General features: G+C 67.1%; 28 protein-coding genes and 1 pseudogene. 14 read left to right on the plus strand and 15 right to left on the minus strand.

Going from position 1 to position 25,347, the window contains the following annotated elements; all coding sequences use genetic code 11:
• Positions 1–39: 39 nt before the first annotated feature.
• Positions 40–783, plus strand: a complete 744-nt coding sequence (locus ACZ6ZD_RS21465) for a helix-turn-helix domain-containing protein (RefSeq protein WP_465674701.1) — start codon at positions 40–42, stop codon at positions 781–783.
• Positions 783–1,259, plus strand: a complete 477-nt coding sequence (locus ACZ6ZD_RS21470) for an NUDIX hydrolase (protein WP_465674703.1) — start codon at positions 783–785, stop codon at positions 1,257–1,259. Before ACZ6ZD_RS21465 ends, ACZ6ZD_RS21470 begins: the two co-directional genes overlap by 1 nt.
• Here ACZ6ZD_RS21470 and ACZ6ZD_RS21475 read toward each other — a convergent pair.
• Positions 1,216–1,794 (minus strand): HD domain-containing protein, encoded by a 579-nt coding sequence (locus ACZ6ZD_RS21475; RefSeq protein ID WP_465674705.1) that lies wholly within the window; start codon positions 1,792–1,794, stop codon positions 1,216–1,218. The genes ACZ6ZD_RS21470 and ACZ6ZD_RS21475 overlap by 44 nt on opposite strands.
• Before the next feature lie 86 nt (positions 1,795–1,880).
• Positions 1,881–2,585: an XRE family transcriptional regulator gene (locus tag ACZ6ZD_RS21480; protein WP_465674707.1), complete on the minus strand. Its 705-nt coding sequence runs from the start codon at positions 2,583–2,585 to the stop codon at positions 1,881–1,883.
• Positions 2,586–2,755: 170 nt separating this feature from the next.
• On the opposite strand from ACZ6ZD_RS21480, the gene ACZ6ZD_RS21485 reads away from it, so the two are divergent.
• The 6 genes from ACZ6ZD_RS21485 (at position 2,756) to ACZ6ZD_RS21510 (ending at position 6,311) form a co-directional block, all read left to right on the plus strand.
• Positions 2,756–2,995 carry a hypothetical protein gene (locus ACZ6ZD_RS21485; protein WP_465674708.1) on the plus strand — a complete coding sequence of 80 codons (240 nt, stop codon included), beginning with the start codon at positions 2,756–2,758 and terminating at the stop codon, positions 2,993–2,995.
• 91 nt (positions 2,996–3,086) lie between these two features.
• Positions 3,087–3,401 carry a hypothetical protein gene (locus ACZ6ZD_RS21490; protein WP_465674710.1) on the plus strand — a complete coding sequence of 105 codons (315 nt, stop codon included), beginning with the start codon at positions 3,087–3,089 and terminating at the stop codon, positions 3,399–3,401.
• Positions 3,402–3,607: 206 nt separating this feature from the next.
• Positions 3,608–3,967 (plus strand): hypothetical protein, encoded by a 360-nt coding sequence (locus ACZ6ZD_RS21495; RefSeq protein WP_465674712.1) that lies wholly within the window; start codon positions 3,608–3,610, stop codon positions 3,965–3,967.
• Positions 3,968–3,998: 31 nt separating this feature from the next.
• The gene (gene tgmA, locus ACZ6ZD_RS21500; protein WP_465674714.1) at positions 3,999–4,229 is read left to right on the plus strand and encodes a putative ATP-grasp-modified RiPP; all 231 of its coding nucleotides are present in this window, start codon (positions 3,999–4,001) and stop codon (positions 4,227–4,229) included.
• Between the two features lies 1 nt (position 4,230).
• The gene (gene tgmB / locus ACZ6ZD_RS21505; RefSeq protein ID WP_465674716.1) at positions 4,231–5,184 is read left to right on the plus strand and encodes an ATP-grasp ribosomal peptide maturase; all 954 of its coding nucleotides are present in this window, start codon (positions 4,231–4,233) and stop codon (positions 5,182–5,184) included.
• Positions 5,181–6,311: a methyltransferase domain-containing protein gene (locus tag ACZ6ZD_RS21510; protein ID WP_465674718.1), complete on the plus strand. Its 1,131-nt coding sequence runs from the start codon at positions 5,181–5,183 to the stop codon at positions 6,309–6,311. The genes tgmB and ACZ6ZD_RS21510 overlap by 4 nt, the downstream gene beginning before the upstream one ends.
• 95 nt (positions 6,312–6,406) lie before the next feature.
• Here ACZ6ZD_RS21510 and ACZ6ZD_RS21515 read toward each other — a convergent pair whose 3' ends face one another.
• From ACZ6ZD_RS21515 to ACZ6ZD_RS21545, 7 genes are read right to left on the minus strand one after another with little or no spacing between them, the layout of a single operon-like run.
• Entirely contained in the window at positions 6,407–6,601 is a 195-nt protein-coding gene (locus ACZ6ZD_RS21515) for a helix-turn-helix transcriptional regulator (RefSeq protein WP_465674720.1), read from the minus strand.
• Positions 6,585–6,935 carry a hypothetical protein gene (locus ACZ6ZD_RS21520; RefSeq protein ID WP_465674722.1) on the minus strand — a complete coding sequence of 117 codons (351 nt, stop codon included), beginning with the start codon at positions 6,933–6,935 and terminating at the stop codon, positions 6,585–6,587. The genes ACZ6ZD_RS21515 and ACZ6ZD_RS21520 overlap by 17 nt, the downstream gene beginning before the upstream one ends.
• 2 nt (positions 6,936–6,937) lie before the next feature.
• Positions 6,938–7,519, minus strand: coding sequence for an ImmA/IrrE family metallo-endopeptidase (locus tag ACZ6ZD_RS21525; protein WP_465674724.1), 582 nt, complete (start codon positions 7,517–7,519; stop codon positions 6,938–6,940).
• A gap of 3 nt (positions 7,520–7,522) precedes the next feature.
• Positions 7,523–8,083, minus strand: a complete 561-nt coding sequence (locus tag ACZ6ZD_RS21530) for an ImmA/IrrE family metallo-endopeptidase (protein ID WP_465674726.1) — start codon at positions 8,081–8,083, stop codon at positions 7,523–7,525.
• 26 nt (positions 8,084–8,109) lie between these two features.
• Positions 8,110–8,673 carry a hypothetical protein gene (locus tag ACZ6ZD_RS21535; RefSeq protein WP_465674728.1) on the minus strand — a complete coding sequence of 188 codons (564 nt, stop codon included), beginning with the start codon at positions 8,671–8,673 and terminating at the stop codon, positions 8,110–8,112.
• Between the two features lie 32 nt (positions 8,674–8,705).
• A complete protein-coding gene (locus ACZ6ZD_RS21540; RefSeq protein WP_465674730.1) occupies positions 8,706–10,010 on the minus strand; it encodes a hypothetical protein in 1,305 nt (434 codons plus the stop codon).
• Entirely contained in the window at positions 9,994–10,332 is a 339-nt protein-coding gene (locus ACZ6ZD_RS21545; RefSeq protein WP_465674732.1) for a hypothetical protein, read from the minus strand. Before ACZ6ZD_RS21545 ends, ACZ6ZD_RS21540 begins: the two co-directional genes overlap by 17 nt.
• 60 nt (positions 10,333–10,392) lie before the next feature.
• On the opposite strand from ACZ6ZD_RS21545, the gene mobF reads away from it, so the two are divergent.
• Together mobF and ACZ6ZD_RS21555 are read left to right on the plus strand one after the other, a co-directional pair.
• Entirely contained in the window at positions 10,393–14,172 is a 3,780-nt protein-coding gene (gene mobF / locus ACZ6ZD_RS21550) for a MobF family relaxase (protein WP_465674734.1), read from the plus strand.
• A gap of 27 nt (positions 14,173–14,199) precedes the next feature.
• A pseudogene (locus ACZ6ZD_RS21555) lies at positions 14,200–14,661 on the plus strand (GAF and ANTAR domain-containing protein); the annotation flags it as partial.
• 218 nt (positions 14,662–14,879) lie between these two features.
• Here ACZ6ZD_RS21555 and ACZ6ZD_RS21560 read toward each other — a convergent pair.
• Entirely contained in the window at positions 14,880–15,083 is a 204-nt protein-coding gene (locus ACZ6ZD_RS21560; RefSeq protein WP_465674736.1) for a hypothetical protein, read from the minus strand.
• Positions 15,084–16,351: 1,268 nt separating this feature from the next.
• On the opposite strand from ACZ6ZD_RS21560, the gene ACZ6ZD_RS21565 reads away from it, so the two are divergent.
• Together ACZ6ZD_RS21565 and ACZ6ZD_RS21570 are read left to right on the plus strand one after the other, a co-directional pair.
• Positions 16,352–17,152: a class I SAM-dependent methyltransferase gene (locus ACZ6ZD_RS21565; RefSeq protein WP_465674738.1), complete on the plus strand. Its 801-nt coding sequence runs from the start codon at positions 16,352–16,354 to the stop codon at positions 17,150–17,152.
• Complete coding sequence (locus ACZ6ZD_RS21570) at positions 17,149–17,652, plus strand: GNAT family N-acetyltransferase (protein WP_465674740.1); 504 nt, start codon at positions 17,149–17,151, stop codon at positions 17,650–17,652. The genes ACZ6ZD_RS21565 and ACZ6ZD_RS21570 overlap by 4 nt, the downstream gene beginning before the upstream one ends.
• A 9-nt stretch (positions 17,653–17,661) precedes the next feature.
• On the opposite strand, the gene ACZ6ZD_RS21575 is transcribed toward ACZ6ZD_RS21570, so the two are convergent.
• The 3 genes from ACZ6ZD_RS21575 to ACZ6ZD_RS21585 all read right to left on the minus strand — a co-directional run bounded on the left by ACZ6ZD_RS21575 (position 17,662) and on the right by ACZ6ZD_RS21585 (position 19,918).
• Positions 17,662–19,302, minus strand: a complete 1,641-nt coding sequence (locus tag ACZ6ZD_RS21575; RefSeq protein WP_465674742.1) for a SulP family inorganic anion transporter — start codon at positions 19,300–19,302, stop codon at positions 17,662–17,664.
• Positions 19,303–19,367: 65 nt separating this feature from the next.
• Positions 19,368–19,718 carry an ArsR/SmtB family transcription factor gene (locus ACZ6ZD_RS21580; protein WP_465674744.1) on the minus strand — a complete coding sequence of 117 codons (351 nt, stop codon included), beginning with the start codon at positions 19,716–19,718 and terminating at the stop codon, positions 19,368–19,370.
• The gene (locus tag ACZ6ZD_RS21585) at positions 19,715–19,918 is read right to left on the minus strand and encodes a hypothetical protein (RefSeq protein WP_465674746.1); all 204 of its coding nucleotides are present in this window, start codon (positions 19,916–19,918) and stop codon (positions 19,715–19,717) included. The genes ACZ6ZD_RS21580 and ACZ6ZD_RS21585 overlap by 4 nt, the downstream gene beginning before the upstream one ends.
• A 227-nt stretch (positions 19,919–20,145) precedes the next feature.
• Here ACZ6ZD_RS21585 and ACZ6ZD_RS21590 point away from each other — a divergent pair, with 227 nt between their 5' ends.
• Positions 20,146–20,736 (plus strand): sigma-70 family RNA polymerase sigma factor, encoded by a 591-nt coding sequence (locus tag ACZ6ZD_RS21590; protein ID WP_465674748.1) that lies wholly within the window; start codon positions 20,146–20,148, stop codon positions 20,734–20,736.
• 100 nt (positions 20,737–20,836) lie between these two features.
• On the opposite strand, the gene ACZ6ZD_RS21595 is transcribed toward ACZ6ZD_RS21590, so the two are convergent.
• Positions 20,837–21,043, minus strand: coding sequence for a hypothetical protein (locus tag ACZ6ZD_RS21595; protein ID WP_465674750.1), 207 nt, complete (start codon positions 21,041–21,043; stop codon positions 20,837–20,839).
• A gap of 616 nt (positions 21,044–21,659) precedes the next feature.
• Between ACZ6ZD_RS21595 and ACZ6ZD_RS21600 the strand changes: the two genes are divergently transcribed.
• A complete protein-coding gene (locus ACZ6ZD_RS21600) occupies positions 21,660–23,708 on the plus strand; it encodes an NB-ARC domain-containing protein (protein WP_465674752.1) in 2,049 nt (682 codons plus the stop codon).
• On the opposite strand, the gene ACZ6ZD_RS21605 is transcribed toward ACZ6ZD_RS21600, so the two are convergent.
• Entirely contained in the window at positions 23,705–25,219 is a 1,515-nt protein-coding gene (locus ACZ6ZD_RS21605; RefSeq protein ID WP_465674754.1) for a hypothetical protein, read from the minus strand. The two genes, ACZ6ZD_RS21600 and ACZ6ZD_RS21605, sit on opposite strands and share 4 nt — an antisense overlap.
• Positions 25,220–25,347: the final 128 nt, after the last annotated feature.

Here is a 25,347-nt window from a genome sequence, read left to right on the forward strand (position 1 = left end):
TGACTCCAAAATGTCCTGAAATGTCTTAAGTTAGGTCCCGTGGCTAACGAACGACTGCGAGCGGCGATGGCGGAGAACGGCCTGACCCATCATGCCCTTGCAGAGCAGCTCGATGTCAATGTGAAGACCGTCGAGCGCTGGGTCCTCAAGGACCTGCTCCCGTTCCCGCGGAATCGGCACGCGCTGGCAACGCTCCTGCACCGCGAAGAGTCGTACTTCTGGCCCAACGCGATCACCCGCGACCGCGCCGCTGCTGTCTCCGAGAGCGAGATCGTCAAGGTCTACCCACGCCGCTCCGACGTACCCAGCGACGAGTGGCGCACGCTCTTCGACGCCGGCGACGGTGACATCGGCATCCTGGTGTATGCGGGCCTGTTCCTCGCGGAGGACGCCGGGATTCAGCGCCTCCTCCGTAAGAAGGCGAAGGCCGGCGCCCGGGTTCGGATCCTGCTGGGCGACCCGGCAGATCCAACTGTGGCCAACCGAGGCGTCGAGGAAGGTATCGGGGACGCCCTGGCCGCCAAGATCCGAAACGCGATCGCGCTGTACGGCGACCTTCCGAACGTCGCCGGAGTCGAGGTCAGACTCCACCGGACAGTCCTGTACAACTCGATCTACCGCGCGGACGACCGGTTGTTCGTCAACACCCACATCTACGGTCTCCCGGCCGCGCAGGCGCCGGTCTGGTATCTCCGCAAGATCCCCGGCGGAGAACTCGCCAGTCACTACCTCGAGAGCTTCGAGAAAGTCTGGAACGACGCCACCCCAATGACGGAGGATTGATGCCCGGACGTATCGACTACTACGACGATCCCGAAGCTCCTGCCGCCAACAGTATGGTCCCGTCGGTCAACGTCGTGATCGAGAACGATGCCGGCGACATCCTGCTCATCGAACGCTCGGACAACGGCAACTGGGCGCTCCCTGGCGGAGCGATCGACCTCGGCGAGTCCATGTCACAGGCCGGAGTCCGCGAGACCAAAGAGGAGACCGGCATCGACTGCGAGATCCTCGACGTGCTCGGTATCTACACCGATCCCAAGCACATCATTCTCTACACCAGCAACAACGAGGCCCGGCAGGAGTTTTCGATCCTTCTCCGCGCTCGCGCCACCGGCGGCCGCCCGACACCGAGCCGCGAGAGCACCCAGGTCCACTGGGTCCCTCGCGACCAGCTGGCCGATCTCCAGATGCACCGCTCGATGCGGCAGCGCATCACGCAGTACCTCTCCCCCGGTTCGACTTTGTACTTCGATTAGCCCCGAGCTGTCGCTGTACGTCGTACGCCGCTCGGCGGATCGCCGGAGCTGATCGCGTGATCGACCGATGGACCACGTGCCCGTTGCCATACCGCATCAAGATCTCGCTGAGCCGTTCCTCGACACCGACGCGACACCCATCCGGGTCGGTCGTCACGTCGCAGTACGTGAGGGCGTCGAGTAGAGCAGGGTCGGGCAGTTCGAACTCGTCGGTCAGCTCCGGGATATGCCGCTCGCTAGCCTCGACCACGGCTCCCGTGTGGTGAGCAACCAGTCGGCACACCATGTCGTCCGCGACGACGACGTCTCGCAGGTACCGGGCGCCGTCCAGCGGATGGAAGCCCGTCGTCCGGATGATCGGCGAGTAGCCGATGTCGTGAAGCCAGGCCGAGACCTCGACGATCTGTGCCTGCTCCCCCAGAACGCCGCGCAGCTCGCTCGCCCGCTCGCCGACGCCTTGCGTATGCGCCCACCGCCGCGGCAACCGGTCGCGGAGCAGTCGCTCCGCGATGGATCGCGCTTCGTCTACACCCATCACACTTCGACAGTACGACGTCGCTCGGGACAAGTTGACCGCATCGACAGAAATCCTCGGCCCGGTAGATGTCGCTACTTGACCGCTCAGCCTGCCGTCGGCACGTTGCCCCGCGAAGCCGACCAGATGAGCTCGAAGCTCGACAGGTACGCGTCGTACAGCTCACTGTCGGCTGTACGTCGGTAGTGGAAGACCGGAGAGTCCGCGGCCTGGACGCCATACGAGTGCTGGTTGACCAGCAGTTGGTCGTCGGCGATGTAGAGCGAGTTGTACGGCGCTGCCGGGTGGAACCGGAGTTCGACGCCGGGCTCGGCGACCACCAGCCGTTCGAACGCGGCCGGGAGTTCGGCGGGCGGCTCCCCCTCAGCCACCTGATCAGTCAGCGGGGCGATGACGATCCGGACCCGGACTCCTGACTCACAGCGGTCGCGGAGTGTCTGAACGACGTCGTGGTCCGCGAGGAACCTGGTGCCGCTGGCGAGAATTCCGATGCCGGTCTCCGCGCCGGCCAAAAGGGCAAGCCAATCAGAGCGGCTGATCGCCGACGACCGCGGGTAGACGGCAACCAGGCCGGCGGGGCGGTCTGTTCCGGCGACCGACCGGTCGAGCGTCGGCCAGAGGACCGTGGCGTCGACTTCGAGTAGCTCGGCCAGGGCCGCGCGAGTGCCCGGATGCGGCACCTGACCGTGCATCCAGTTGCGGACGGTCTTCGGGTCAACCGTCAGCTCGGTCGCCAGATCGACCTCGCTCAGGCCGGCGTCGTACATCGCGCGCCGAAGCACCGTGTTCACGCTGGAACACCACCCCTACTCATGGGTAGATGCCGGTAAATGTCTGATCGGACAGTAGCACGAAATGTCCGCAAATGTCCGCCGACGCGGTTCTGCTGTCCGGCCTGTCGCCGACAGTCTTGGGGACACGCTCGGCAAGCCGTCGAGCAACCCGGCTACTTGATGGAGGGGTGCCGAAGATGCAGGACACCAAGGCATCTGGGCAGGAGCGTGTCCGCGTCTGGTTCGGGCGCTTCGCATTCGTCGACCGGACGTTGGCCGCGGCACTGGCCAAGCCGTATGCGGGTGCGATGGCGCGTCGGTTCAAGAGCCAGCCCGTCACGCTCAACCCGGCCGACCTTCCCGACCGCGCTCCCGGCCCCGACGCCAGATGGCTCTATTCGCCCGGTCACGACCGGAGTTCGTTGTGACCGCCGGATTCTGGATGCTTGCGATCGGGGCGTCCGTCTTGCTCGTCGTGATGATCAAGGACGTCGTCTACGACCTGTGGCGGGGCCGCAGATGACAGAGAAACGAGAGCTGTACGGATTCCTGGTCGAAGACGAGTTCTCCTCGACACGAGAGTCGTCCGACGCGCGAGGCCGAATGGCCGCCTTCGCACAGCGCTGGGGCTATCGCCTGGCGAAGGTGTACGCCGAGGAGTCCAGCTCGAAACCGGACCGCTTCAAGCAGCTCCGCGCCGCGCTGGAGAGCAGCCGAGTCGCTGTCGTCGTCCCGAGCGCTGCCCACCTGGCGCCGTACGGCGACGTCCGGACGATCGTTGCCGAGCTGGAGAGGCTCTCGGGCCACGCCGTCATGGCCTCCGAGGCCCACTGATGCGGCGAGCGGTCGGTGCGTTCGCGGCTACGCGGGACGGCGTCCTGCCGCGAACCGCCGGCCGCCCGCTCAAGTGCCCGGCGTCGCGCCACCACCTCTTGGCGCGACGCCGGGCGCCTCATCCCGGTGCGCGGGAGGACCGCGTGAGGCGTCTTCCCGCGCGCCGTTCCACATCTTTCGAACAAGGACGAAGAGAAGGCCGTGTCATGAGTAACGTCATCCCGCTGCGCCCACTGGTGTTGGGCTACGCCCGGCTCTCGCCTTTCGCCGGGCGTAGCCAGTACACGCTCGTGCACGCGCAGCTGTCCAGCTGGGCCAACGAGGCGGGCCTGCAGCTCGGGACCGTCTACATCGAGCGCACCGGCTCCCCACCGCTCTTCGAGCACGACCATGACGCGCCGGCCTTCGATGACCTCACCGCCGCGATCGAGCGCTGCGGTGCCTCGGGCGTCGTCGTCCCCTCGCTTGATGCGTTCGGCAACCACCAGGACGAGCGCATCGCCGAACTGGAGGACGAGCTCAGCGTCGTCCTCCACGTCGTGAGCGTCCACGACCCTTGCGACTGACTCACATTCCCATCACAGCTAGGAGCCCACCATGACCGCTGATCAGATCGCGGCGCCGTTCGGCGTCCGGCACCTCACCTCCCCGCCCCAGGCGACGAGAGCTGACCTCCCTGTGTCGTACAGCAGCAAACTTCAGCTGAATGTCGATGCCGGCGGTAACCCGTATCACGCCCTGGCGGCTTCACAGCCCGAGACGAACACCGAGACCGACACCGGCGACGGCCAGCGTCCCGGCTCAGACAACTCGACTGACAACTACTGACATGAGCACGGTCCTGGTGCTGAGCAATCGGAGCGACATCACGGCCGACGCGGTCGTCGATGAGCTGACGAGGCGTCGGGTGAGCGTGGTCCGCTACGACACCGCGGACTTCCCGGTGGCCTCGAAGCTCGCGGCGACGTTGGAGCTCCAGGGCTGGCGAGGAACCCTCGGCGGCGACCGCCGCATCGAACTCGAGTCGATCAGTTCGGTGTGGTGGCGCCGCCCGGGCGAGTTCTCGATCCCGACTGAATGGCCAGACGAGGCGCGCGCATTCGCGGCGTCCGAGGCGCGTGTCGGCGTACTCGGTGTACTTGGCTCCTTGCCGGCACGGTGGATCAACCACCCTTCCCGTGACTCGGCCGCCAACTACAAGCCGGTGCAACTCGCGGCTGCGGCACGGGCCGGTCTGGAGGTACCGCGAACCATCATCACCTCCGACCAGCACCACGCCGAGCAGTTCATCGGCCGCGACGACGTCATCTACAAAGGTCTGAGCGGCGGCGTCCTCACACCCGACCACCGCCACAGGTACATCCCGACAACCGTGCTGCGCGCCGAAGATCTCGATGAATCGGTTGCCGGTACTGCCCATCTGTTCCAGGAGAATGTGCCGAAGTCCTTCGAGGTGCGGTTGACCGTCATCGGTCAGCAGATGTTCCCGGTGGCGATCCACGCGCACAGCGAGGCGAGCAGGCTCGACTGGCGGACGGACTACGGATCACTGACGTACGAGCGACTCGAAACGCCGCCCGAGGTCGAGAAGGGCGTCCGCCTTCTCATGGACGAGCTCGGCCTGTTCTTCGGCGCCCTCGACTTCGCTGTGACGCCGGACGGCCGCTGGATCTTCTTCGAGGTCAATCCCAACGGCCAGTGGCACTGGCTCGCCGTGAAAGCCGGCGTCCCGCTCATCGACGCGATGGCCGACGCCCTACAACGAAAGGACCTGGACGCGTGATCGACTGGACCGATGCCAGTGAGAAGCTCGCCGCGGAGGTGACGGCCACCGCTCCGGAGTGGTACGAGGCGGTCGCCGCCACCCCGCGCCATCAACTCGTGCCAACTTGGTGGGAGCGTGATCTGACAGGCGGCGTCGATTGGGAGCTCACCACGCCGGACGTCGATGACCCGTGGCGCTCGACGTACTCCGATCAAACCCTCGTGACCAGAGTGGGACCACTCCACGCGGATCTCGCCAAGCCGGGTGACGAGGCCCGGGGCGCGCCGACGTCGTCGTCCACGATGCCCGGGCTCATCGTTCGAATGCTGCATCTGCTGGACGCTCAACCAGGAGAGGCAGTACTCGACATCGGCACCGGTTCGGGCTACTCCGCGGCGCTGCTAGCTCATCGCCTCGGCGACGAACTCGTCACGAGCATCGACGTCGACCGCTACCTCGTTCGAGCTGCACGGAACCGACTCGCCGGCTTCGACCGACGCCCGCGGCTGATGGTCGCCGACGCGACGCTCGATCTCCCGGACGACGAGTACGACCGAATGATCGCCACGGTGTCGGTACGCCCAGTCCCCCGGTCGTGGCTGGCCGCTCTCCGGCCGGGCGGTCGGATCGTGACGACGATCGCGCAAACCTCGCTGCTGGTGTCCGCCACGTTGGAGCCAGGCCTCATCGCCCGCGGCAACGTTCAGCGACAGCCGGCGAGCTTCATGCGAGCGCGCAGCGACACCGACTACGCGCCCCGGCTCGACTCGGTCTATGCGACTGCACGCGACGCGGACGGCGACGAAGTACGGAACCTGCGAACACCAGTGCCCGATCTGTGGACCGACTGGGAGCTGCGCACGCTCTACGAGCTCGACACCGCCGGCGTCGAACACCGATCAGCGACCATCGACGGACATGAGATCGTCTGGCTACTCGCTGCCGACGGCTCCTGGGCGCGTGCTGAGGAGGCCACCAGCAAGGTCCATCAGGGCGGTCCGCGCCGACTGTGGGACGACCTGGACCGCGTGCGCACTCGCTGGGACCAGGCCGGCCGCTTCCCTCTCCACGAACTAGCCGTCGAGTTCACTCCGGAGGCGACCATCGTCACGAGTCCTGACGGTCTCTGGACCATCAGCCTCTAGGTGTTCGACTGCCGCGCTCAGGTGCCGGGCTAGCCGTCAGTGAAATACTGACGGGGCCGATGCAGACGATCCGCAGGGCCGGCCGCCGGCCGGTCTCAGCTGCCGTCGTCGAGGTTGGCGAACCAGGCCATGACGTCGGAGGGGCGGTACCTCAGGTGGCGGCCGACGCGCCGGGCGGGCGGTCCGTACCCGCAGGATCGCCAGCGGTAGAGGGTCCGTACAGGCACTTTCAGGTAGGCCGCTACCTGGTCGATGTCCCAGAGCGGCTCGAGTTCACACCCCTTCGTCATGTCGGCGGGTTTCCGCTGCCGGGCCGGCGGGCCGGGACGACTGTCGCTCGCGATCGGCTTTCATGACCCGGCGGACTTGGCGTTGTGAGACGCCGAGGATTTCGGCGGTTGCTTCGGCCGATCCGCAGATCCTTGCGAGGTCAGCGACCGCCGCGTCGGAGGCCTTCTCGGCGGCCGCGATCCGTTCGTCGCACCGTGCGGCCGCGAGCGTCTTCGCGTCGACCGCGCGAAGCACACCGCTCGCTGCCGCGACCGCCTGAGCGGTCGCGACCTCGATCCTCGCTTGACGTTCTCTAGCCCGTCGCAACGCCGCGGCTCGCTCGCTGGCTCCCATGATCAGAGCCCCGGGCCGTCAGCATTGGATGAGGGCTCGGGCGTACTTTCGGCTGTCATGTTCGGTTCGGTTGCCGTCGCGTGTTCGCGCAGGTGGCGCGCGACGGATGACCGGAGACGTCGGGTGGTCGGTTTGGTTCGGTCGAGAAGCGTCTCGACGAGCTCTTCCGGGGTGTCTGGTTCGATGCTGGTCGCCCAGCGCTCGATGTCCTCGAATGGCGCTGATCCGGGGTGGAGTCCGTTGAACGAGAGTACGGAGTACGCGAGCAGTTCGGCCTCGATCTCTCGTACGGCGCGGGGCTCTTCGGCAGTCGCTTCGTCGATGCCGGCGTGGAGGTAGACGTGTCCGGTCTCGTGCGCCAGGCGGCCCACGGCTTCGACGTCGTTCAGGCGGTCGGAGATGACCACCCGCTTCTCGCGGTGCTGTGTGATGCCACGCCGGGGCGGCTCGAGTCTGCGGACGACGACCTGGTAGCCCTTGAGCTGCACGTGATGGACGAGCGCGTCCCAGAGCGTGCTGAGATCCGTCCGATGGTCCTGTTCGCGCAGCCATCTCGGCGAGACAGCTCGTTCCTCGGTGCCCATGAACTAGCGCCCCGGTCCGTCGGTCTCGGGTGTCAGGTCGTCATGCTCGGCCGACGCCGGCGGATACGGCTCGGGGTTGTGGAGCGTGTGCTCTCGCATCGCGTGGATGAGCTGCGCTGTCACGACTTCGAGTGTCTTGCTGATCTTTTCGACAACAGCCTCCGGGGCGTGCGGATCGATCTGGATCGCCCAGTTCGCGATGAACTGGATGGACGAGTCGGGGACGACGTGGTTGTGCAGGAGTACGGCGAAAGCGGCCAGTTCGGCCTCGACCTCGCGGGTCGCGTGGCTGTGCGGCTGTCGCTCGTCGAGATGCCGTGAGTGCATGTAGACGTGAGCGACTTCGTGTGCGAGGCGGGTCAGCGACTCGACCCGGTCCAGGTTGCTGTTGATGACGACTTCTTTGTCGGCGTAGTCGGTGAAGGCGGATACGAACTGGTCCATCTCCCGTACGACGACCTTGAACCCCTTGCGCTCGGCCTGGTGCGCGAGGGCGTTCCAGAGTTTCCGGTCGCTTCGCCTTGTCAGTGCGCGGTGATGCTTCTCGTTCATTTCATTGCTCATAGCAATCTCCTGTGATCTGGACGGGGTTACAGCCCTGGGCCATCGGGATCGGGCGCCGTCGGGTCGAGGTCTGCCGTGCGTGGGGGTGCAGGTGTTTCGCTGGCGTGGGAGTCGACGTACTGGCGGATCGCGGTGCAGAGTTCCTTGGTTGCTGGCAGCAGTCGCTGACAGGTGTCCGAGACCAGCGCCGCTGGCGATCGCGGGGCGAGATCGAACGCCAGCTTGGCGATGGCTTCGGCCGAGGCCGGTGCCGGCTGGACGCCGTTGCCCAGCAGGACTGTGCACGAGACCAGCTCCGCGTCGAGCTCGTTGCTGAGCCTGTCGCGTGGCGTCGCCGATCGCAGCGTCGCCGCGTGAAGATGCACATGTGTCAGCTCGTGAGCAAGGTGGGTCAAGGCGCCGAGACGATCGAGGGCTTCAGCGATCACGACCTGCTTGGCGGCGATGTCGGTGACAGCACGGATCGTCGGGCGCAACCGCCGTACGGCCACAGTGAACCCCTTGCTCTGCGCATGGTGGCAGAGCGCGTTCCAGAAGACACGGTCGCTCGTGGTCTGGAGAGCCGGATGAATCGGCTGTTCGTTGCTCACAGCATTCTCCTGTCGATGGGTTTCGTGGACGCTCAACGGTCTGGAGCGGTCGGTTCTGGGCCGGGGAGGATCTCCCAGTAGGGGGCCGGGCTTCGGGACGGGCCGCCGTAGTCAGGTCGTCGTTCCCGCGATGTCCCGGCCAGCCGGCGTGCGATGTCGGAGGCCGCCGCGAGATGGTCAGCGCTCCAGGCAACACATGCGGTGAGCTCCGAGAAGAACGCCGGTTTGGTGGTGCGAAGCCACCGGCCCTGCAGCGGCCTAGCGTTCGCCGGTGGTCGCAGGTACCTGATGTCCAGCTTGCTGGCTTCCTCTCGCGGGACGAACAGTCGCCCCTGACTCACCAAGGCCGCAACTGCGCGCTGCTGTCGCCGTGCCACCTGCTGGGCGGACCACACCAGCTCGTCGGTCGCCTCGACGATCCGCAGCGCGGTCGCCTGGTCCGGTACCAGCTGATCGGCGCCGACCAGCGAGTCTTCCGATCGCAGGACGCGGTCGAAGGCGTCCTTCAACTCGAGGAACGCCGCCTCGCCCGGAGTCCCGGTGGCTCCGTACAGGTCGGACAGTCGTCGTCGCCACGATTCGGCAACTCGCAGCGCGCCGGCCTCCGCGGCTCGTAGCGTCTGCTTGAGGACGCCGAGCTCGTGTCGATGTCGGCCGCTCAACTCCGCATGTGACGAGGCGAGCACCTGGTCGGTCAGGTGCCACACGTATCCGCAGACGGTTCGGACCTGGGCGGTGGTAGATCGCAGGTCGCGGGTCAGGAGCGTCTCCAACGCGAGCCCGTCGTCGGCCCGCTCCCAGCGAGACGCATACCGCGACAGCAGCGACAGGGAGTCGTCCGTGCTGATCGGCTGTCCCGTGGCAAGTCCGCCGAGTGCTCCGAGCCCGGGCCGGTCGACGTCAGGTTCGGCGAGCACCTCGAGTTCCTTGCGCGTCAGCTCCAAGCGACGTCGCTCCGGGGTCTTGCTTCGCGTGTGGCCCATGATGCAGTCGGCGCCGCTCAAGACGACGGCTGCCAGCTCGGCTCTTGCCGCTCGCAGGTCGTGCCGGTTGTCGAGATGCCGCGCGTTCGCGGCGTCCTGACTCGCCAAGAGGTCACTGCCAGCGCCGATCGCCTGCGCCAGTCGTCCGAGCGGCCGGTTGGTCTGGACGGGCGGTCCGTCGTACAGCTCGGCTGCTTTGAATCGATGCCGCAGCCACCGAAAGTGCATCGCGGACGCCGCCATCACCGCCGTCCAGTCGTCGACGGCCTGCGAGCGGTCGCGGTAGCGGGTCTGCGCGGCCTCGATCGCGGTACGGCGCGCGACATGCAGCAGGTCCTCATACGTCGCGCGCATCGCGCACCATCCGGATGTCACCGGCCGCCGCTCGCAGCGCATCACCGAGCGCAAGGCGCCAGCTGAGATCCCCGGCCGAGACGTCGAGCTCGGCGGCCAGTTCTGCCGCCTGCTCCAGGAGCGCGACCGGGTCGCCTTCCAGGTCACCGTCGTAGCTTCCGTACGGCAGGATCCCGAGCAGCTCACACAGCCGGTACCTGCCGAACGCAGTCATCGCCCACCGGCCGTCGCTCGTGTTCGCCTCCAGTGCCTCGACGACCGCCTCCGCGCGCGTCACCAGATCCACGATTCGCTGCCGTCCCGGGCCGTTCTCTTCGCTCATCGGCGTCCCTCTCCTTGACCTCGGTCCAGGTCCGATCGCCTGGTTCACCCAAATCAACGGATGCCGCCAGCAACTTTTCGGGCGCGGCCGCGAAGGGTGGGCACCGGCACACATCTGGCACTTGAGGAGCGGTCCGTCTGCCGACCCTCGCGATGGGCTTCACCTGGCTCACCCGTTGATCCCGGTTATGGAGTGCACAAGACCCGCCTGCAGCGGGGATTCCGGGAGGTGTGCAGAGTGCTGACCATCCACCGCATGACCGTCGGCGAGGGCTACAACTACCTGCTCCAGCACATCGCCTCAGGCGACGTCGACCGCCGGATGGCGACCCCGTTGACGGCCTACTACACCTCCGCCGGATACCCACCCGGCCGCTGGCTCGGCGGCGGGCTTCCCGGCCTCGGCGACGGGACCCTGACCGCCGGTAGCGAGGTCACCGAACCCCAGATGGCGGCCCTGTTCGGGCGCGCGGAAGACCCCCTGAACGGCCGCGCGCTCGGCCGCCCGTACCCCGTCTACAAGAGCCCGACGCAACGGATCACCGAGCAGATCCGCGCGCTCGGCACCGGCCTGGACGCCGCGGAACGAGACGCCGCGATCAAGCAGATCCACCGGACCGAGATGCGCAAGAAGACCCAACAAGCGGTGGCCGGATTCGACTTCACCTTCTCCCCCGCCAAATCCGTTTCCGCGCTCTGGGCGATCTCGGACGTCGGCATCCAGGAACAGATCGTGGCCGCCCATCACGACGCCGTCGACGAGGTGATGAAGCTCCTCGAGCAGTACGCCGCGTTCAGCCGCACCGGCGACCAAGGCATCGCGCAGATCGACACCCGCGGACTCATCGCCGCCGCGTTCGATCACTGGGACGCGCGCAGCGGCGACCCGCAACTCCACACCCACGTCGTCGTCGCCAACCGCGTCCAGGGCAAAGACGACGGCGCCTGGCGAACCCTCGACAGCCGCATCCTGCACCGCGCGACCGTGGCGATGTCGGAGATCCACAACGTCATCCTGGCCGACGGCCTGACTCGCCGGCTCGGCGTCAACTGGGAACTCCGCGACCGCGGCGAACGCCGCAACCCGGCCTTCGAGATCGACGCCGTGCCCGACGAACTCATCAAGGAATTCTCGGCCAGAACCGAACAGATCGAGTCCAATCTCGCCGCCCTCCTGGACGCCCGCGACAGCTCAGGTCGTCCGCCGAGCCGCCGCGAAATGTACGTGCTCAGGCAACAAGCGACGCTCCTCAACCGGCCGCCCAAACACCACGTCCGGCCGCTGATCGAGCTGATGACCGGATGGAAGAAACGCGCCGATCAAGCCGTCGGCAGCGACGTGATCACAGCTATCCAGCAGTCACTCGAACAACACGATGACCGTCCCCTTGCCGCGGCCGATCTCAGCCCGGAAGCCGTCGACGCCTACGGTGCCGCGACCGTCCTCACGCTCCAGCTCAAACGAGCTACCTGGACCCGCTGGAACCTCCTCGCCGAAGCCGCACGACAAACACGCCTCCTCCGATTCGTCTCACCCGGCGACCGCTTCGCCGCCCTCCGATCGATCGTCGCCGCAGCCGAGCAGCACTCGATCAGCCTGACCGCGCCGGCCCTCGTCACCACACCACTGACCCGCAGCAGCGGCGAGAGCGTCTTCACCGTCCACAACGGCCAGATCTACACCTCCCCCGTCATCCTCGGCGCAGAATCCGCACTCCTCGAACTCGCCAAAGACCCGACCGGCCCCAAACTCACCAACCGGCAGGTGCACTCGCACGACCTCAGCCCCGACAAAGTCCGAGCGCTTCACCGGATCGCCACCAGCGGCCAGAAAGTCGAGGCGCTGATCGGGCCCGCCGGCACCGGCAAAACCACCCTGCTCGCCGCCCTCGCCACCAGCTGGCAACAGACCTACGGCGAAGGATCGATCATCGCGCTCGCGCCCTCCTCAGCCGCCTCCACCATCTTGTCCGACGCCATCGGCACCCCCACCGAGAACATCGCCAAATGGGTCTACGAATCCGCCGGCCTCGGCGCCGAAACCCGCCGCCAACGCATTCACCACACCGAACAGGCCGTCCACCTCGCCCACCAGGCCCGCCGCAAACGCCGCCACCAAAACCTCACCGCCCAACTAGCCGCTCTCCGCGCCGAACACGACCGCTGGACCTTCAACGCAGACCAGCTCGTCATCATCGACGAAGCGTCCATGGCCGGCACCATGGAACTCGCCATCCTCGCCCGCGCCGTCAACGCAGCAGGTGCCAAACTCCTCCTCGTCGGCGACGACGCCCAACTCGGCGCCGCCGACACCGGCGGCGCCTTCCGCCTCATCGCCAAAGACACCCAAGCCGCCGAACTCAGCGACGTCTGGCGCTTCGCCGCGCCCTGGGAACGAGACGCCAGCCTCGCCCTCCGCGCCGGCGACCTCCACGTCATCGACGCCTACGACAACCACGACCGCCTCACCGCAGGCTCCGCCGGCCGAATGGAAGAAGCCGCCTACCAGGCCTGGCTCACCGACACCCGCAACGGCAAAACCAGCCTCCTCATCGCCGCCGACAACGCCACCGTCGCCCGCCTCAACGCCCGCGCCCGCCTCGACCGCATCACCACCGGCGAAGTCGAACCCGACGGCATCGAACTCCACGACGCCACCCACGTCGGCCTCGGCGACCACATCGTCACCCGCCTCAACAACCGCCGGCTCCGCCACACCACCGGCTACGTCCAAAACGGCAACCACTGGACCGTCATCCACCGCTGGCCCGACGGCTCCCTCACCGCCCAAAACCCCACCGGCAACACCGTCACCCTCCCGGCCTCGTACGTCCAGGAGTCCGTCGAGCTCGCCTACGCCACCACAGCCCACCGAGCCCAGGGCGCCACCGTCGACACAGCCCACCTCGTCGCCACAGACCACCTCACCCGAGCCCTGATGTATGTCGGCATGACCCGCGGCCGCGACTCGAATCGGGCGTACGTAGCCACCCACCAGTCAGCGGCAGACCTCCACGAACCCCGCTTCGAACAGACCATGCAAGACGTCCTCGAAACCATCCTCACCAACCCCGGCGTCGAACTCTCCGCCCACGAAGTCATGCGCCAAGAACTCGACAACGCCACCCGCCTAGACCGCCTCGTCCCCATCTACGAACACCTCTGCCAACTCGACGTCCGCCCCCGCATCACCAAAGCCCTCACCGCCAGCGGCCTAACGGCGGCCGACCAAGCCGCCGTCCAAGCTTCCCCCGCCTACGGCGCCCTCGTCGCCGAACTCCGCCGCGGCGAACACCTCGGACTCAACCCTCACGACCTCCTCCACAAATCCGTGGCCCAGGCACGCCTGACGGACGCACACGACATCGCCGCCGTCCTCCACACCAGAGCCAGCCGCCTGATCATGCGTCAAGCTCTGAGATCCGGGCAGCACCCCGCGACGATCGCCGGCATCGTCACCCCGGCCCGCCACGTCAGCGACCCCACTCTCATCGCACCGCTCCGCGAACTCGAAACTCAGATCGCACTCCGAGCGAACTCGCTCGCCGAAACCGCTCGTTCCGAATCTCCCGTCTGGTACAACGAGTTCGTCCGCCTCACCGCCGACCAACCCGCCCCACAGCGGACGAATCTTCTCCGCCAAGTTGTCGCCTACCGAGAAAGACACGCGATCCGATCCACGTCTCCGCTCGGCGACCCACCCAGCACCAGCACACTCGCGCGCGGTGATTACAACAGCCTTCGGAGCCGGCTCAGTCCGACAACATCAGGTCGAACGGCGCGAACCATTGCACAGCCCGGCCGCGGACAGGCCGACTCACCACAGCCGACCGCGCCCTAGCCTGCGCCCGTGACAAGGCGATCGCCCAGCGGCAAGGGGCCACTGACCGAATCGTTGCGCGAGCGCTCAATGGTGCTGGTCCGCGCTACGGTAGTCGACGGACGGTGGCCGGAGTGGGCAGAAAAGGTGCAGGAGCTCGGTGTCCGGAGCGTGCTCGACCTCCCGTTGACGACCGGTGCCGGAACCGTCGGTGTCCTTGGCCTCTACTCGGCACGGCCGGATGCGTTCGGCCCCGATGACGAGGCGGTCGCTCAGATCCTCGCCCGGCACGCCACAGTCGCCGTCGGCAGTGCCCGTCACGAAGAGACGATGGTGCAGGCCGTCGACGCGCGCAAGCTGGTCGGTCAGGCCATGGGCATCCTCATGGAGCGCTACGACATCGATGGCGATCGCGCGTTCGCCATCCTCAAGCGCTACTCGCAGGACACGAATACCAAGCTCCGTGACGTCGCCGCCGAGCTCATCGAAACTCGCAGGCTCCCGCACTGAAGTCGGTCACGCGCACTGGCTCGCAGCGCACGTGGAGTCAGCGGCCAAGCGCGCCCGCGCGAGTCACGGACTCCACGGTCTGACCAGCAGCGGCTGGTACGTCAATCTCACTGCCGACGGGAACGCGGCTGTCGCAAGCCAGGCGCTTACGCTGACTACCGGCGTACGCAATGGATCCGGACGAGTCCTCCAGGACCGCGGCCAACTCATCGCCGAGCTCACCGCGACCCTCGAACCTGACGCGGACCCTCGATCGTGTAGCGGATGCCGCCGAAGCGGCGGTCCGGCAACTTCACCACGTCATCGGCCGCGACGACCTGTAAGAGCCGTGTCGAGCTGCGTGTAGCAGGCCGCAGCAAGACCGTCAGCGCCAGCCGCGCCGGGTAGCTCACACTCGATGAACTGGTGCCTTCATCCAGCATCTGCGAGTGCAACACCGGGCCCGTCGCCAGGTGGTTGTTCCGGCGACGGGCCTGGGGAGGCCCCGCGAAGCAACCCGGAATTCCCCCGAGTTACTCCGGCACGCGTGGCTCTCGCAAAGTCAACGCGCATCAGCACGCGGTGGTTACGCAGTTGAGGAAAAGAGATACGAGGGACGCGCTGGACCCGCAGGCGTCGCCTCCTGCAACGCGTGCGTTGTGGCACCGGCCACTGCACACCATGCGAACGCGACTAGCGGTTGCTCCGGCCTCCTGGTGAAAGGTCGGAGCAACCGTCACCCACTATGCGACCAGCCAGATATTGCTCACGCGTTGCCGAGTTATGAAGCGATAGTTACGGAGACGCTGCTGGGCTGGTCACGCCAGCGAGAGATTGCTCGTGGGTACCGACTTATCGGTCCGCACCCCGGCGCACTAGGCGCAAGCGGGCCCGCCGCGGCCGAGCCGGGCAGCCCACTGCACCTTCGGCCGCGCGCGCCGCCAGTCATGGGCTGTTCGGCTGACTTTGGGCACAAGAGCCGGCCACCCGCTTGCACGCGCAATACCGGGAACCGGCACACAGGCCGGGGCGGCCGTGCTCCCGCAGATGGCATTCCACGGGGAAAGCAGATGAACGACGACACGTTGGCCGAGCAGTTGTCCACATCAGCCGCCGACCACGTGACCGAACGATTCGCCGACCGGCAGGCGCTCACGCGTGAGCGCTTCGGCGAAGCTGCCACCACCCAGTGCCAGAATCTCGGACGCTACCGACTGCCCCCGCTGAATGGCTTTCGACTCCAGTCGCGGGCAGCAACGCCGAGAAGCTCCGGAGGAGCCAGGCCTCAGCCGTTGCGAGCTTCTTGCTGCCGGCATCGAGGTCACGTATCGATCCTCAGGCCTACTCAATTCGGCCATATCCGCACCAGATCTGGCGAACCTCCTGTCGACGGTGGCTGGCGTAGCTCGAAGGACGCGCACCGGGGACGCCTTGGACGTCACACCGACGGTTCGGGCACCTACGCGCCGGCGTTGTCCTGCCCATCGAAGAACCAGACTGCCGGTCAAATCTTGACGATCTTGTCAAGTCAGCAGATCGACTTCGGGGCGCAGTGCACTGATCCGCTCACGATCCGTTGTGTCAACCGCGGCCGAACCATGTGGTCGCCACTTAGCCGGCCAGTCGTGCAGGTGGTCCTTCCAGCAGTCCATTGGCCGGACTGGTCCTGACCTAAGGTCGGTTGTACGGAACTCGTAAGCAAAGGAGCCTGATGAGCACCCACGACCACCACCGCGAACGCTCCGCGGACGGCAGCGCGGGCGACGCCGACTACGACCGGATCGGCGACGGATACACGTCGTACCGCCAGCCCGAGCCGGAGTTCGAGACCGCCCTTCGCAACGCGCTCGGCGACGCCCGCTCGGTGCTCAACATCGGAGCCGGTGCAGGATCGTACGAACCCCGCGACCTCGACGTCACAGCCGTTGAGCCCTCGGCCAAGATGCGCGCCCAGCGGCCCGCCGGCCGGGTCGCTGCCATCGACGGCACCGCAGAGCGACTGCCCTTTGCCGACAACACATTCGACGCCGCCATGGCCACCTTCACCGTCCACCAGTGGACCGACCTCACCGCCGGCCTCACCGAAGTACGCCGCGTCACCCGCGGCCCCGTCGCCGTCCTCACCTGCGACCCGACCCTGCTGCACACTTTCTGGCTCTACGACTACGCCCCCGAAGCAATCGACACCGAGGCCCGCCGTTACTCCTCCATCGACAGCATCCTGTCCGGGCTCGGAGGCGGCGAAGCGACCGCCCTCCCCATCCCTCTGAACTGCATCGACGGCTTCAGCGAGGCCTACTACGGGCGCCCCGAACGACTCCTCGACCCAGGAGCCCGCAAAGCCAACTCCGCCTGGAGCTTCGTCTCTCCCGACGTCCACGAACGATTCGAGCAACACCTCGGGAGCGACCTCGCCAGCGGCGCCTGGGACGATCACCACGGCCACCTCCGCACCCAACCGCACTTCGGCGGCTCGCTCACCCTGATCGTGTCCCCCGGCCACATCGCATGACCACAGCCGCACGCCCCTTCACACCTTCCGACACACCCCGACTGACAGCGCTCCTGCACCAGGCATACGCAGGCCTCGGCCGCCGCGGCCTAAACTTCACCGCCGTCGACCAGTCCGACGAAACCACCCTGCGCCGAGCCTCGAGCGGCAGCTGCTGGGTCCTCGAACTCGACGACGTACTGATCGCGACTATCACCATCAGCATGCCCCCAGAACCAGCCCTCGCCGAGCTCACCCAGCACGCCCGGACGCCGGACCGCGCCTGGCTCAGCCAACTCGCCGTCGCACCAACCCACCAAGGAACTGGCATTGGCGCCCACCTGTGGACTATCGGCCGCCGTGCCGCGATCGACCTCAGCGCCACCATGATCGGCGTCGACACCGCCGAACCCGCCACCGAACTCATCAGGCTATACCACCACTGGGGCTTCACCCCAGCCGACACCATTCAATGGCCTAACAAGACCTACCGAAGCACCGTAATGACGCTGAGTCTGTAGTCCGGTGGGTCAACCGCGTTCGGCCGCGCTCTGGCCGGGGGCTTCGTCGAGGACGCCGATGTCGTGCAGATGCACTCGGGCAGCGTGGATGGCCTCAGGTGTGCTGGCGAAGACGCGGCCCGCGGCCCGGAGGTCGTTGATGACGTCGAGCGCGTCCAGAGTTCGATGGTGACCCGGGCGAATGCCGGAGACGAGGACGACCATGCCACGGCGCTGGACTTTCTCGATAACGTCCTTGAGCACGAGGGCGCCGCTGGCGTCGATCGCGCTGACGGCCGACATCCGCAGGATCAGCACGGAGACGTGCGCGACCTCGGACAGTTCGAGCAGGAATCGGTGGGCGGCGAAGAGCATCGGCCCATCGATGCGGTAGGCAACGATGTGCTCGTCCAGGAGAGCACGTTCTTCGGCGGTGTGGTCGCCGGGCAGGTCGGGGTGCAGCGGCATCTGGCGTAGCCGAGCACTGCGGGCGACTGCCCGCAGCGCGAGCCCGCCGGCCACCACGAGGCCGAGAATGACCGCCTTGACCAGGTCGAGTGCCAAGGTGGCGATGGCGGTCAGGGAGAGCACGATCGCGTCGGAGCGGGTGGCGCGAGCCATCGCCCGGACCGAGCCGACCTCGACCATCCGAACCGCCGTCGCCAGGAGAACTCCGGCGAGCGCGGCCAACGGTATCCGGCCGACCAGCGGGGCCGCGGTGTAGACGATCGCGGCCAGCAGGGCCGCGTGCACGAGGGCCGCCAGCCGGGAGCCGGCTCCGGACCGGACGTTGACGGCGGTCCGGGCGATCGCGCCGGTGGCCGGGACACCTCCGAACAGCGGCGTGACCAGATTGGCCAGGCCCTGGCCGAACAACTCGCGATCCGGATCGTGCTTGTGACTGACTCCCATGCCGTCGGCGACAGAGGCCGAGAGCAACGATTCCAGCCCGGCCAGCGCGGCGACGGCCAGGGCCGCCCCGGCCAAGGACCACACCGCGGATGGATCGAGAAAGGCGACCGAGGGCGCGGCAAGTCCGGACGGCAATGCTCCGATCCGCGCGACATCGAGGCGGGCGACCTCGGCGACAACCGTGGCGGCGATGACCGCCACGATCGAGAACGGCACAGCCGGCCGGAACCGAGCGCCCACGACAATGGCCACTGCGACCGCCAGCGCCAGCCCGGCCGCCACCCAGTGCGGGTGTGCGACGAAGGCCGCGGCGGAGCGGACAGCGACAACGACGACCTGGTCACCCTCGGGCGGCGTGATGCCCAAGGCCGCCGGGAGTTGCTGCAATCCGATGACGCAGGCGATCCCCAGCGTGAAACCCTCGACGACCGGGGCCGGAACGAACGCCATGTAGCGACCGGCGCCGGCGACTGCGAGCCCGATCAAGATCAGCCCGGCCAGCAGTCCAACGGTCAGCACGCCGCCGGCACCATGCGCCGACATGATCGGTACCAGGACGACGGTCATCGCACCGGTCGGGCCGGAGACCTGCAGGTTCGATCCGCCGAACGCCGCAGCGACCGCGCCGGCGACCACCGCGGTGGTCAAACCTGCGGCGGCGCCAAGCCCTGACGAGATGCCGAAGCCCAGAGCGAGCGGCAGCGCGACGATGGCAACCGTCAGCCCGGCGACCAAGTCTCGGCGTGGCTGCCGCGTCATCGCGGCAAGGTCCCCACGAGCAGGTAGCAGTGCAGCCGCCCGGCCCCGGGCGCGAGACCAGGGACTCATCGAGGAGCGGCCTCGGCCTCTCGCAACTCGGCCAGCAACTCGTTCTGCCCGGCGATCAGCTCGGTCAGGATCCGGCGAGCGGTTCGCAGCAGCGTCGCGACCTCGCCACCGGCAAGCTCGTAGACGACACTCGACCCGACGCGCCGTGACTTCACGATGCCGTACCTGCGCAACACCGCAAGCTGCTGAGAAAGACTGGACGGCTCGATCGCGATATCGGCGAGCAGGTCACGCACCGGACGTGGCCCGTCCTGCAACAACTCCAGCACCCGAATCCGGACCGGATGACCCAGCATCCGGAAGAACTCCGCCTTCGCCTGATACAGCGGAACCGGCCCGCCGGTCATCGGTCACCGACCCGCTCGCCGAGGCCGCCACCGGCGTTGAGGTCGACACCGTGCTCCATTGCCAGCCGCAACAGACTGTCGAGCTCACCCGCGCGCACATCCACGGCGTAGAAGTCATCCTCGGCCTTCGCCGTGGCCAACGCCCGCTTCGCCTCCCGAACCCGTCGCCGAAGATCGCCAGCGAACTCACTCCCACCCATCGCACACCTCCCACGCGAACTGCTCGACAGCTTCAGCATCTAGTGAATTGAAGAATTCTGCAAGTCATCACAAACCATCACTCTTGGCGATTTCTGGTGACACAGAGCGCTGGCTTCGGTAACCTTTTCGTGATCTTTCGATGTAGCTGACTGCGAAACGGGGCCAGGAAGCGCATGTCCAACACGTGTGAGGCAGTATCCAGTAATCGCTCGTCCGAGCCACAGCGGTGACTGCCGATGAGGTAGAGCGACTGGTCAAGCAGGCGCAGGCCGGTGACGTCGATGCCTTCGCTCACCTCTACGACCAGCACGTCACCACGATCTTCCGCTACGCCTACGGCAAGACGTCGTCGCGCGCCCTGGCGGAGGATCTGACCAGCGAGACGTTCGTACGGGCGTTCCGAGCGATCACCCGCCGGCCGGAGCGCAGCCTGGACTTCATCGCCTGGCTGATCACCATCGCCCGCAACGTCGTCATCGACCACCACCGATCGGCGTGGAGCCGGCTCGCCGTCGTCACCGACGACTTCGATCCACAGGTCGACCAGGCCGCCGGGCCCGAGGAGGCCGCGATCGGCGTCCTCGGCGCCGAGGCGCTCCGCGCAGCTCTCGACCGCCTGCCGGCCGACCAGCGCGAGTGCCTGCTCCTGCGCTTCTACGCCGGCCTCTCGATCACCGAGACCGCCCAAGCGATGCAGCGCACCGAAGGCGCCATCAAACAACTGCAATGGCGCGCAACCAACAAACTACGCGGACAGGCCGCCGCCCACCTCGCCTTCACCGACGAACACCCGGAGCCACGGTCTGCGGCGCGTTGAACCGTCGGCATCGACATGGCTCTGCTTTGGCACTGTCGGCTCGTTGGTCAGCTTGGAAGCGCGAGGACTGGTGCTGGCGAGGCCGTCGGCGTGCATGCGCTCAGCGTGCGATGAGTTCGAGTTGAGCGAGGTAGACGTCGCGGGCGTCCGGATTCGCGTGCGGGGTCGCTACAAGTTCCCCTACGGCGACTTTCGACGCGTCCATCGGTGTGGCGTAATCAGCGCTGAGTCCAGAGCCGCACAGTTCGAGCATGATCGCCTCGCCGCGGCGCTCGCCGAGACCCACCTCCTGATCGACGGCGACCACGCCTAGCGCGCAGACCCTACTTCTGGGTGGTACCGGGCCGAAGAACCCTCGCCTCTGACCACCCCTCTCGATGACGAGCCGCGGCTAGTCATTTGTCGCGTGAGAAGCGGCGGTCCTCCGCGCCACTAGGAGAGCGTCGACGACGGACGCCGGAGAACGAGCACCCTCACCGTGATGGATGCCCTCCGCAGCGCGCCATGGGGGACGCGGATGCGGAGGGCGCACGGCCGGACCGATCAGAGGTTCGGCGGGTGACTCAGTTGAAGATGTTCAGCAGACCGTGTCCCCAGTGGCCGTGGCCGCTCCAGCGGGAGCTGATCTCGACGTACAGGCCCACGACGATGTTGAGGCCCGAGTGGTAGTCCATGGTTCTCCTTCGAAGAGGTGAATCGCCATCGGGTCCACGTCGCGGGTCCGGACTCGAACTTCCTGATCGGCGACGAGAGCAGCCGTTGCCCTCGGCTACCAATTCGGGGCCGCCCAGCATTCGGATGGGTGCGACACGTGAGGATTGCGCCAGCACGTCACGTTGGCCTGATGTGTTCTAAAGTTGGCGGACAGTGATCGAGCGGGAGGACCACGGAGTGCCGGCGAGTGTTTGTAGCGAGTTGACGTCGTGAATTCACGTCAGGACGATGGCCGGCGGGCGCGGTCCGCGTTCGACGAGCTGGGTCGGCTGTTGGCCGAGCTGCCCGCTACTCCCTCTCTTTCGGTATGGGCTGTCGAGGCGCCGGTAGCCGGTTTTGTGAATCGGACCGAGCTGGTCGACGAAATCAGCAGCTTGGCCAAGGCCGAGCGCGACGGCCCGGCCGTGGTGGCCGTCCACGCGCGGGCGGGCACCGGCAAGACGGAGCTGCTCAAGCGCTGCGCCGCGGTTCTTGACAATTTGTTCGACATCGCGATCTGGGTGGATCTCGAGGGGACGGTCAATCACGAAGCGGCCGCTCCGGAGGACGTACTGAACGGCGTCCTCGTGGACCTGCGGCAGGAGCCCGGCCAGATCCCGAGCGATCTCCGCGGCAGACACCGGCGGTTTCTGGCGCTGACCGCAGGTAAGCGCGTCCTGATGCTCGTCGACGGCGCAACGGACGCCGCTCCGGTGCGGATGCTGATCCCGAACTCAGCGCAGGCGCTGGTGATCGTCGCCGGAGAGGTTCGCCTCGACGAGCTTGCCGGCGCCGTCGTCCGGCCGCTGCTCGGCCTTGATGAGCTCCATGGACTCGAGCTCCTGACGGCGAGTGTCGGGGCGGATCGGATCACCGCCGAAGACGCAGCCGCCCGTCGCCTGGTTGCTCTGTGCGACGGCTCCCCGCTCGGCCTGACACTGATCGCGAACCGGCTGAAGAGCCGTCGGCGGCTGCGGCTGGCGGAGCTGGTCGAGGAGGTCGAGTCGCACCGGTCGGCTTTGGGCGAGCGACCTTCATTGCCCGGCACTTGGGCCTCCATGACGGCGGTCTTCGACACGGCTTACCACTGGCTTGACGACGGCGTCGCGCAACTCTATCGGGCCCTGGGCGACGCACCGGCCGACCAGTGGCCCGCTGAGGTCCTTGACGCCCTTCCTGGAACCGACGATGCGATCGACGTCCTGACGCAGCTCGATCTGCTGCATCCGATCGACGGTGGCTACTCGATGCCGACCCTGGTGAAGTTGCATGCGGCTGAGGCGGCGCTTGCCGAGGACGAGCAGGCCTCCCGTGAGGCGCGCCGTGCAGCGATCATCCGCGCCTGGCTCGCACTGGTGCAGGCCGCTGATCGTGCGATCGCGGCTGAGCGGTTCCGGGTCTCGTCGGCACCGTTCGGCGGGCACAGTCCGTTCAGCACCCCCGGTGCGGCGATGGAGTGGTTCGGCCAGTGGCATCGCTCCACTTTCGAGGTCATGCGGGAGGCGAGTGCGCAGGGGCTGAATGAACAGGTCTGGCAGCTGTTCGAAGGGAGCTGGCCGTTCTACAGCAGTCACAGCTATTACCGGGAGTGGCTGGAGGCCGGCGCGCTGGCCGTCGCTGCAGCGCAAGGTGACGACCGTGCCGAGGCCAGATCGCGCTGTCTACGCAGCCGTGCCTGGATCGAGGTCGAGCAGTACGACGACGCGGCGTCCGACATCGCCGCCGCACTGAAGCTCGCCCGGGCAACCGGCGACATCGCTCTGATCGCCTCGGTGCTCGACTTCGAAGGCCAAGTTCTCTATCGGCGCGGCGACCCGCGGGCTGCGCTTCCACGCTTCGAGGAGGCGTTGCAGCTGAGCGAGCAGCTCGATGATCAGCGTGGCGTCGCGTTGCAGTCGCAGTTCTGCGGTCGCAGTCTGACCAAGATCGGCCGGCACGGCGATGCCCTGCCGTTGCTTGATCGAGCGCTCGAACTCATCCGGCCGTTCGCCGACCACCGCGCCACCTCTCGCATCGAGCTCAGCCGGTCCGAGGCCTTGCAGGGCTTGAGCCGAATCGACGAGGCAGAGGCCGCGCTCCTGGAGTCCGTCATCAGCGGAGCGGCGCTCGGCAAAACCGATCTGATCATCCCACCGCTCGAGCGCCTGGCCGACCTGGCGATCGGGGCCGGAGACCGACAGACCGGACGCGAGTACCTGGAACGACTGCTGGCGGTCGTGACACACATCGGAGACTTCGATCGCGCCGAGCAGATTCAGGCGCGACTCGATGCCCTCTAGCTGGCCGCGAACTGCAGTCGCGCCAGCTCCCGACCGCCCACCCGCACAAGCACCTGCCCTGCCGATCGTCGGTGCAGCCAGGTCGCGACCACGATCACCGGATCCAGATCGGCGCCGGACGCAACGATCCGCCATGCTGTTTCGCTGAGCACGGCACCGTCGTAGACGACGCTACTTCCCGGATACCGCTCCAGTAGCGCCGTAGCTGACTCACCGGTGCTGATGATCGCGGAGGCACGCTGCACGAGCTTCTCGTCCGCGTCGGCGTAGGCCACGAGATACCTGGAACCACGTGGCCGTCCAAGAGCGGCCAGCGCGGCCGGGAAGCGCTCTACCTCGAGCACATCGTCCGTCTGGCTGACCTCGACGTGGAAGGCACGCACATTCCGGCCGAGTGGAGTCCAACCCGGCAGCTCCGGCCGCACGGGCGCCGCTGCCGGCATCAAGCGCAACAGCTCGTAAAGCCGTTGCTGGAACAGACTCAGCGACTGACCAGGAGCCGAGAAGACATCTGCAGCGGCCTCCTGAAGGAGTGCACGATCGGCGTCCGCGATCGCATCGCGGACCTGCGCTGTGAGCGATCGCTGACCGTCGAGCCGCGGAACGCTCTGCGAAAGCCGCCGTACGGCCGAATCGTCCGGCGTACTTTCGGTGGAGAAAGTACCCATCACCAGCGGGATCTGCAGGCCTGCCGTGTACACGGACAGGGAACCGTGATCGCCGACGACGCAGTCGGCGGCCGCGAGGCCAAGCAGCCATGGGCCTGTCGGCGGGAGCAAGATCAGGCCGCACGAAGTGGCCGTGCGCAGCCAATGCCTTACCTGCCACGGGCTGTAGGCAGCCCAGATGTTCGGATGCAGGACTGCGGCTACCCGGAACTCGTCCCACGGCAACTCGGCAATCAGCTGCGCCGGCAGCGTCGGCCAGCGCCCCATGAGCGACCCCGGACCCCAGGTCGACGTAACGGTCACCAGCTGCTGATGTGCTTCGACGCCGAGTGCCCTGCGAGCCGCGTCACGCCGGGCTCGGAGGTCGAGCAAGGTGTCGAGCGCAGGATCGCCCGCGACAAAGGTGCGGTCGGCAAGCTCTGGGATCAGGGCGCGCTGGTTCTCGTGCGACAAAGCGATTAGCGCGGGGACGACCTCGCCATCGTGCCACAGAGCGCTGCTGGTCAGCCCCGCGCGTTCGCCGGCCGCGTACGGAGAGAATTTCTGGAATCCCGCCCCATGGGGAAGCAGAACCAGCGGGCCGCGCAGCTCGTGCAGGTCATCGTGGTCGCTGGCGGCAACGATCAGGTCGAACTCCTGAGCAATCGCTTGCTCCCAGTCGATCATCAAGACCTCGAGGCTCTCCAGCACAGCAGGAACCTCGGCGCCGAACCGCGAGCCCCGGTTCACCACGAACACGACCTGCACCCGCGGATCGTCGGCGAAGACACCGACAACCTCGAGCACCCGATTCACCGAGGTCACGGTCCGAGCCACCAGCAATACCTTGCGCTCGACCCGCATCGTCTCCCACCGCCCGCTCACAGCACAGCCACCAACGGGCCAACGGGCCAACGGGCCAACGGGCCAACGGGCCAACGGGCCAACGGGCCAACGGGCCAACGGGCCAACGGGCCAACGGGCCAACGGGC

It is taken from the genome of Kribbella sp. NPDC104218 (assembly GCF_055584105.1).

What these genes read in the sequence shown, in the direction of transcription:
- ACZ6ZD_RS21520 (WP_465674722.1), bottom strand. Translation starts at nt 6,935, where the DNA reads ATGGGAGCCAGCGAGCGAGCCGCGGCGTTGCGACGGGCTAGAGAACGT.
- ACZ6ZD_RS21540 (WP_465674730.1), bottom strand. Translation starts at nt 10,010, where the DNA reads ATGCGCGCGACGTATGAGGACCTGCTGCATGTCGCGCGCCGTACCGCG.
- tgmB (WP_465674716.1), top strand. Translation starts at nt 4,231, where the DNA reads ATGAGCACGGTCCTGGTGCTGAGCAATCGGAGCGACATCACGGCCGAC.
- ACZ6ZD_RS21585 (WP_465674746.1), bottom strand. Translation starts at nt 19,918, where the DNA reads ATGGGTGGGAGTGAGTTCGCTGGCGATCTTCGGCGACGGGTTCGGGAG.
- ACZ6ZD_RS21490 (WP_465674710.1), top strand. Translation starts at nt 3,087, where the DNA reads ATGACAGAGAAACGAGAGCTGTACGGATTCCTGGTCGAAGACGAGTTC.
- ACZ6ZD_RS21530 (WP_465674726.1), bottom strand. Translation starts at nt 8,083, where the DNA reads ATGAGCAATGAAATGAACGAGAAGCATCACCGCGCACTGACAAGGCGA.
- mobF (WP_465674734.1), top strand. Translation starts at nt 10,393, where the DNA reads ATGCCGCCAGCAACTTTTCGGGCGCGGCCGCGAAGGGTGGGCACCGGC.
- ACZ6ZD_RS21580 (WP_465674744.1), bottom strand. Translation starts at nt 19,718, where the DNA reads ATGACCGGCGGGCCGGTTCCGCTGTATCAGGCGAAGGCGGAGTTCTTC.
- ACZ6ZD_RS21565 (WP_465674738.1), top strand. Translation starts at nt 16,352, where the DNA reads ATGAGCACCCACGACCACCACCGCGAACGCTCCGCGGACGGCAGCGCG.
- ACZ6ZD_RS21560 (WP_465674736.1), bottom strand. Translation starts at nt 15,083, where the DNA reads ATGCTGGATGAAGGCACCAGTTCATCGAGTGTGAGCTACCCGGCGCGG.
- ACZ6ZD_RS21605 (WP_465674754.1), bottom strand. Translation starts at nt 25,219, where the DNA reads ATGCGGGTCGAGCGCAAGGTATTGCTGGTGGCTCGGACCGTGACCTCG.
- ACZ6ZD_RS21515 (WP_465674720.1), bottom strand. Translation starts at nt 6,601, where the DNA reads ATGACGAAGGGGTGTGAACTCGAGCCGCTCTGGGACATCGACCAGGTA.
- ACZ6ZD_RS21545 (WP_465674732.1), bottom strand. Translation starts at nt 10,332, where the DNA reads ATGAGCGAAGAGAACGGCCCGGGACGGCAGCGAATCGTGGATCTGGTG.
- ACZ6ZD_RS21570 (WP_465674740.1), top strand. Translation starts at nt 17,149, where the DNA reads ATGACCACAGCCGCACGCCCCTTCACACCTTCCGACACACCCCGACTG.
- ACZ6ZD_RS21470 (WP_465674703.1), top strand. Translation starts at nt 783, where the DNA reads ATGCCCGGACGTATCGACTACTACGACGATCCCGAAGCTCCTGCCGCC.
- ACZ6ZD_RS21495 (WP_465674712.1), top strand. Translation starts at nt 3,608, where the DNA reads ATGAGTAACGTCATCCCGCTGCGCCCACTGGTGTTGGGCTACGCCCGG.
- tgmA (WP_465674714.1), top strand. Translation starts at nt 3,999, where the DNA reads ATGACCGCTGATCAGATCGCGGCGCCGTTCGGCGTCCGGCACCTCACC.
- ACZ6ZD_RS21525 (WP_465674724.1), bottom strand. Translation starts at nt 7,519, where the DNA reads ATGGGCACCGAGGAACGAGCTGTCTCGCCGAGATGGCTGCGCGAACAG.
- ACZ6ZD_RS21475 (WP_465674705.1), bottom strand. Translation starts at nt 1,794, where the DNA reads ATGGGTGTAGACGAAGCGCGATCCATCGCGGAGCGACTGCTCCGCGAC.
- ACZ6ZD_RS21575 (WP_465674742.1), bottom strand. Translation starts at nt 19,302, where the DNA reads ATGACGCGGCAGCCACGCCGAGACTTGGTCGCCGGGCTGACGGTTGCC.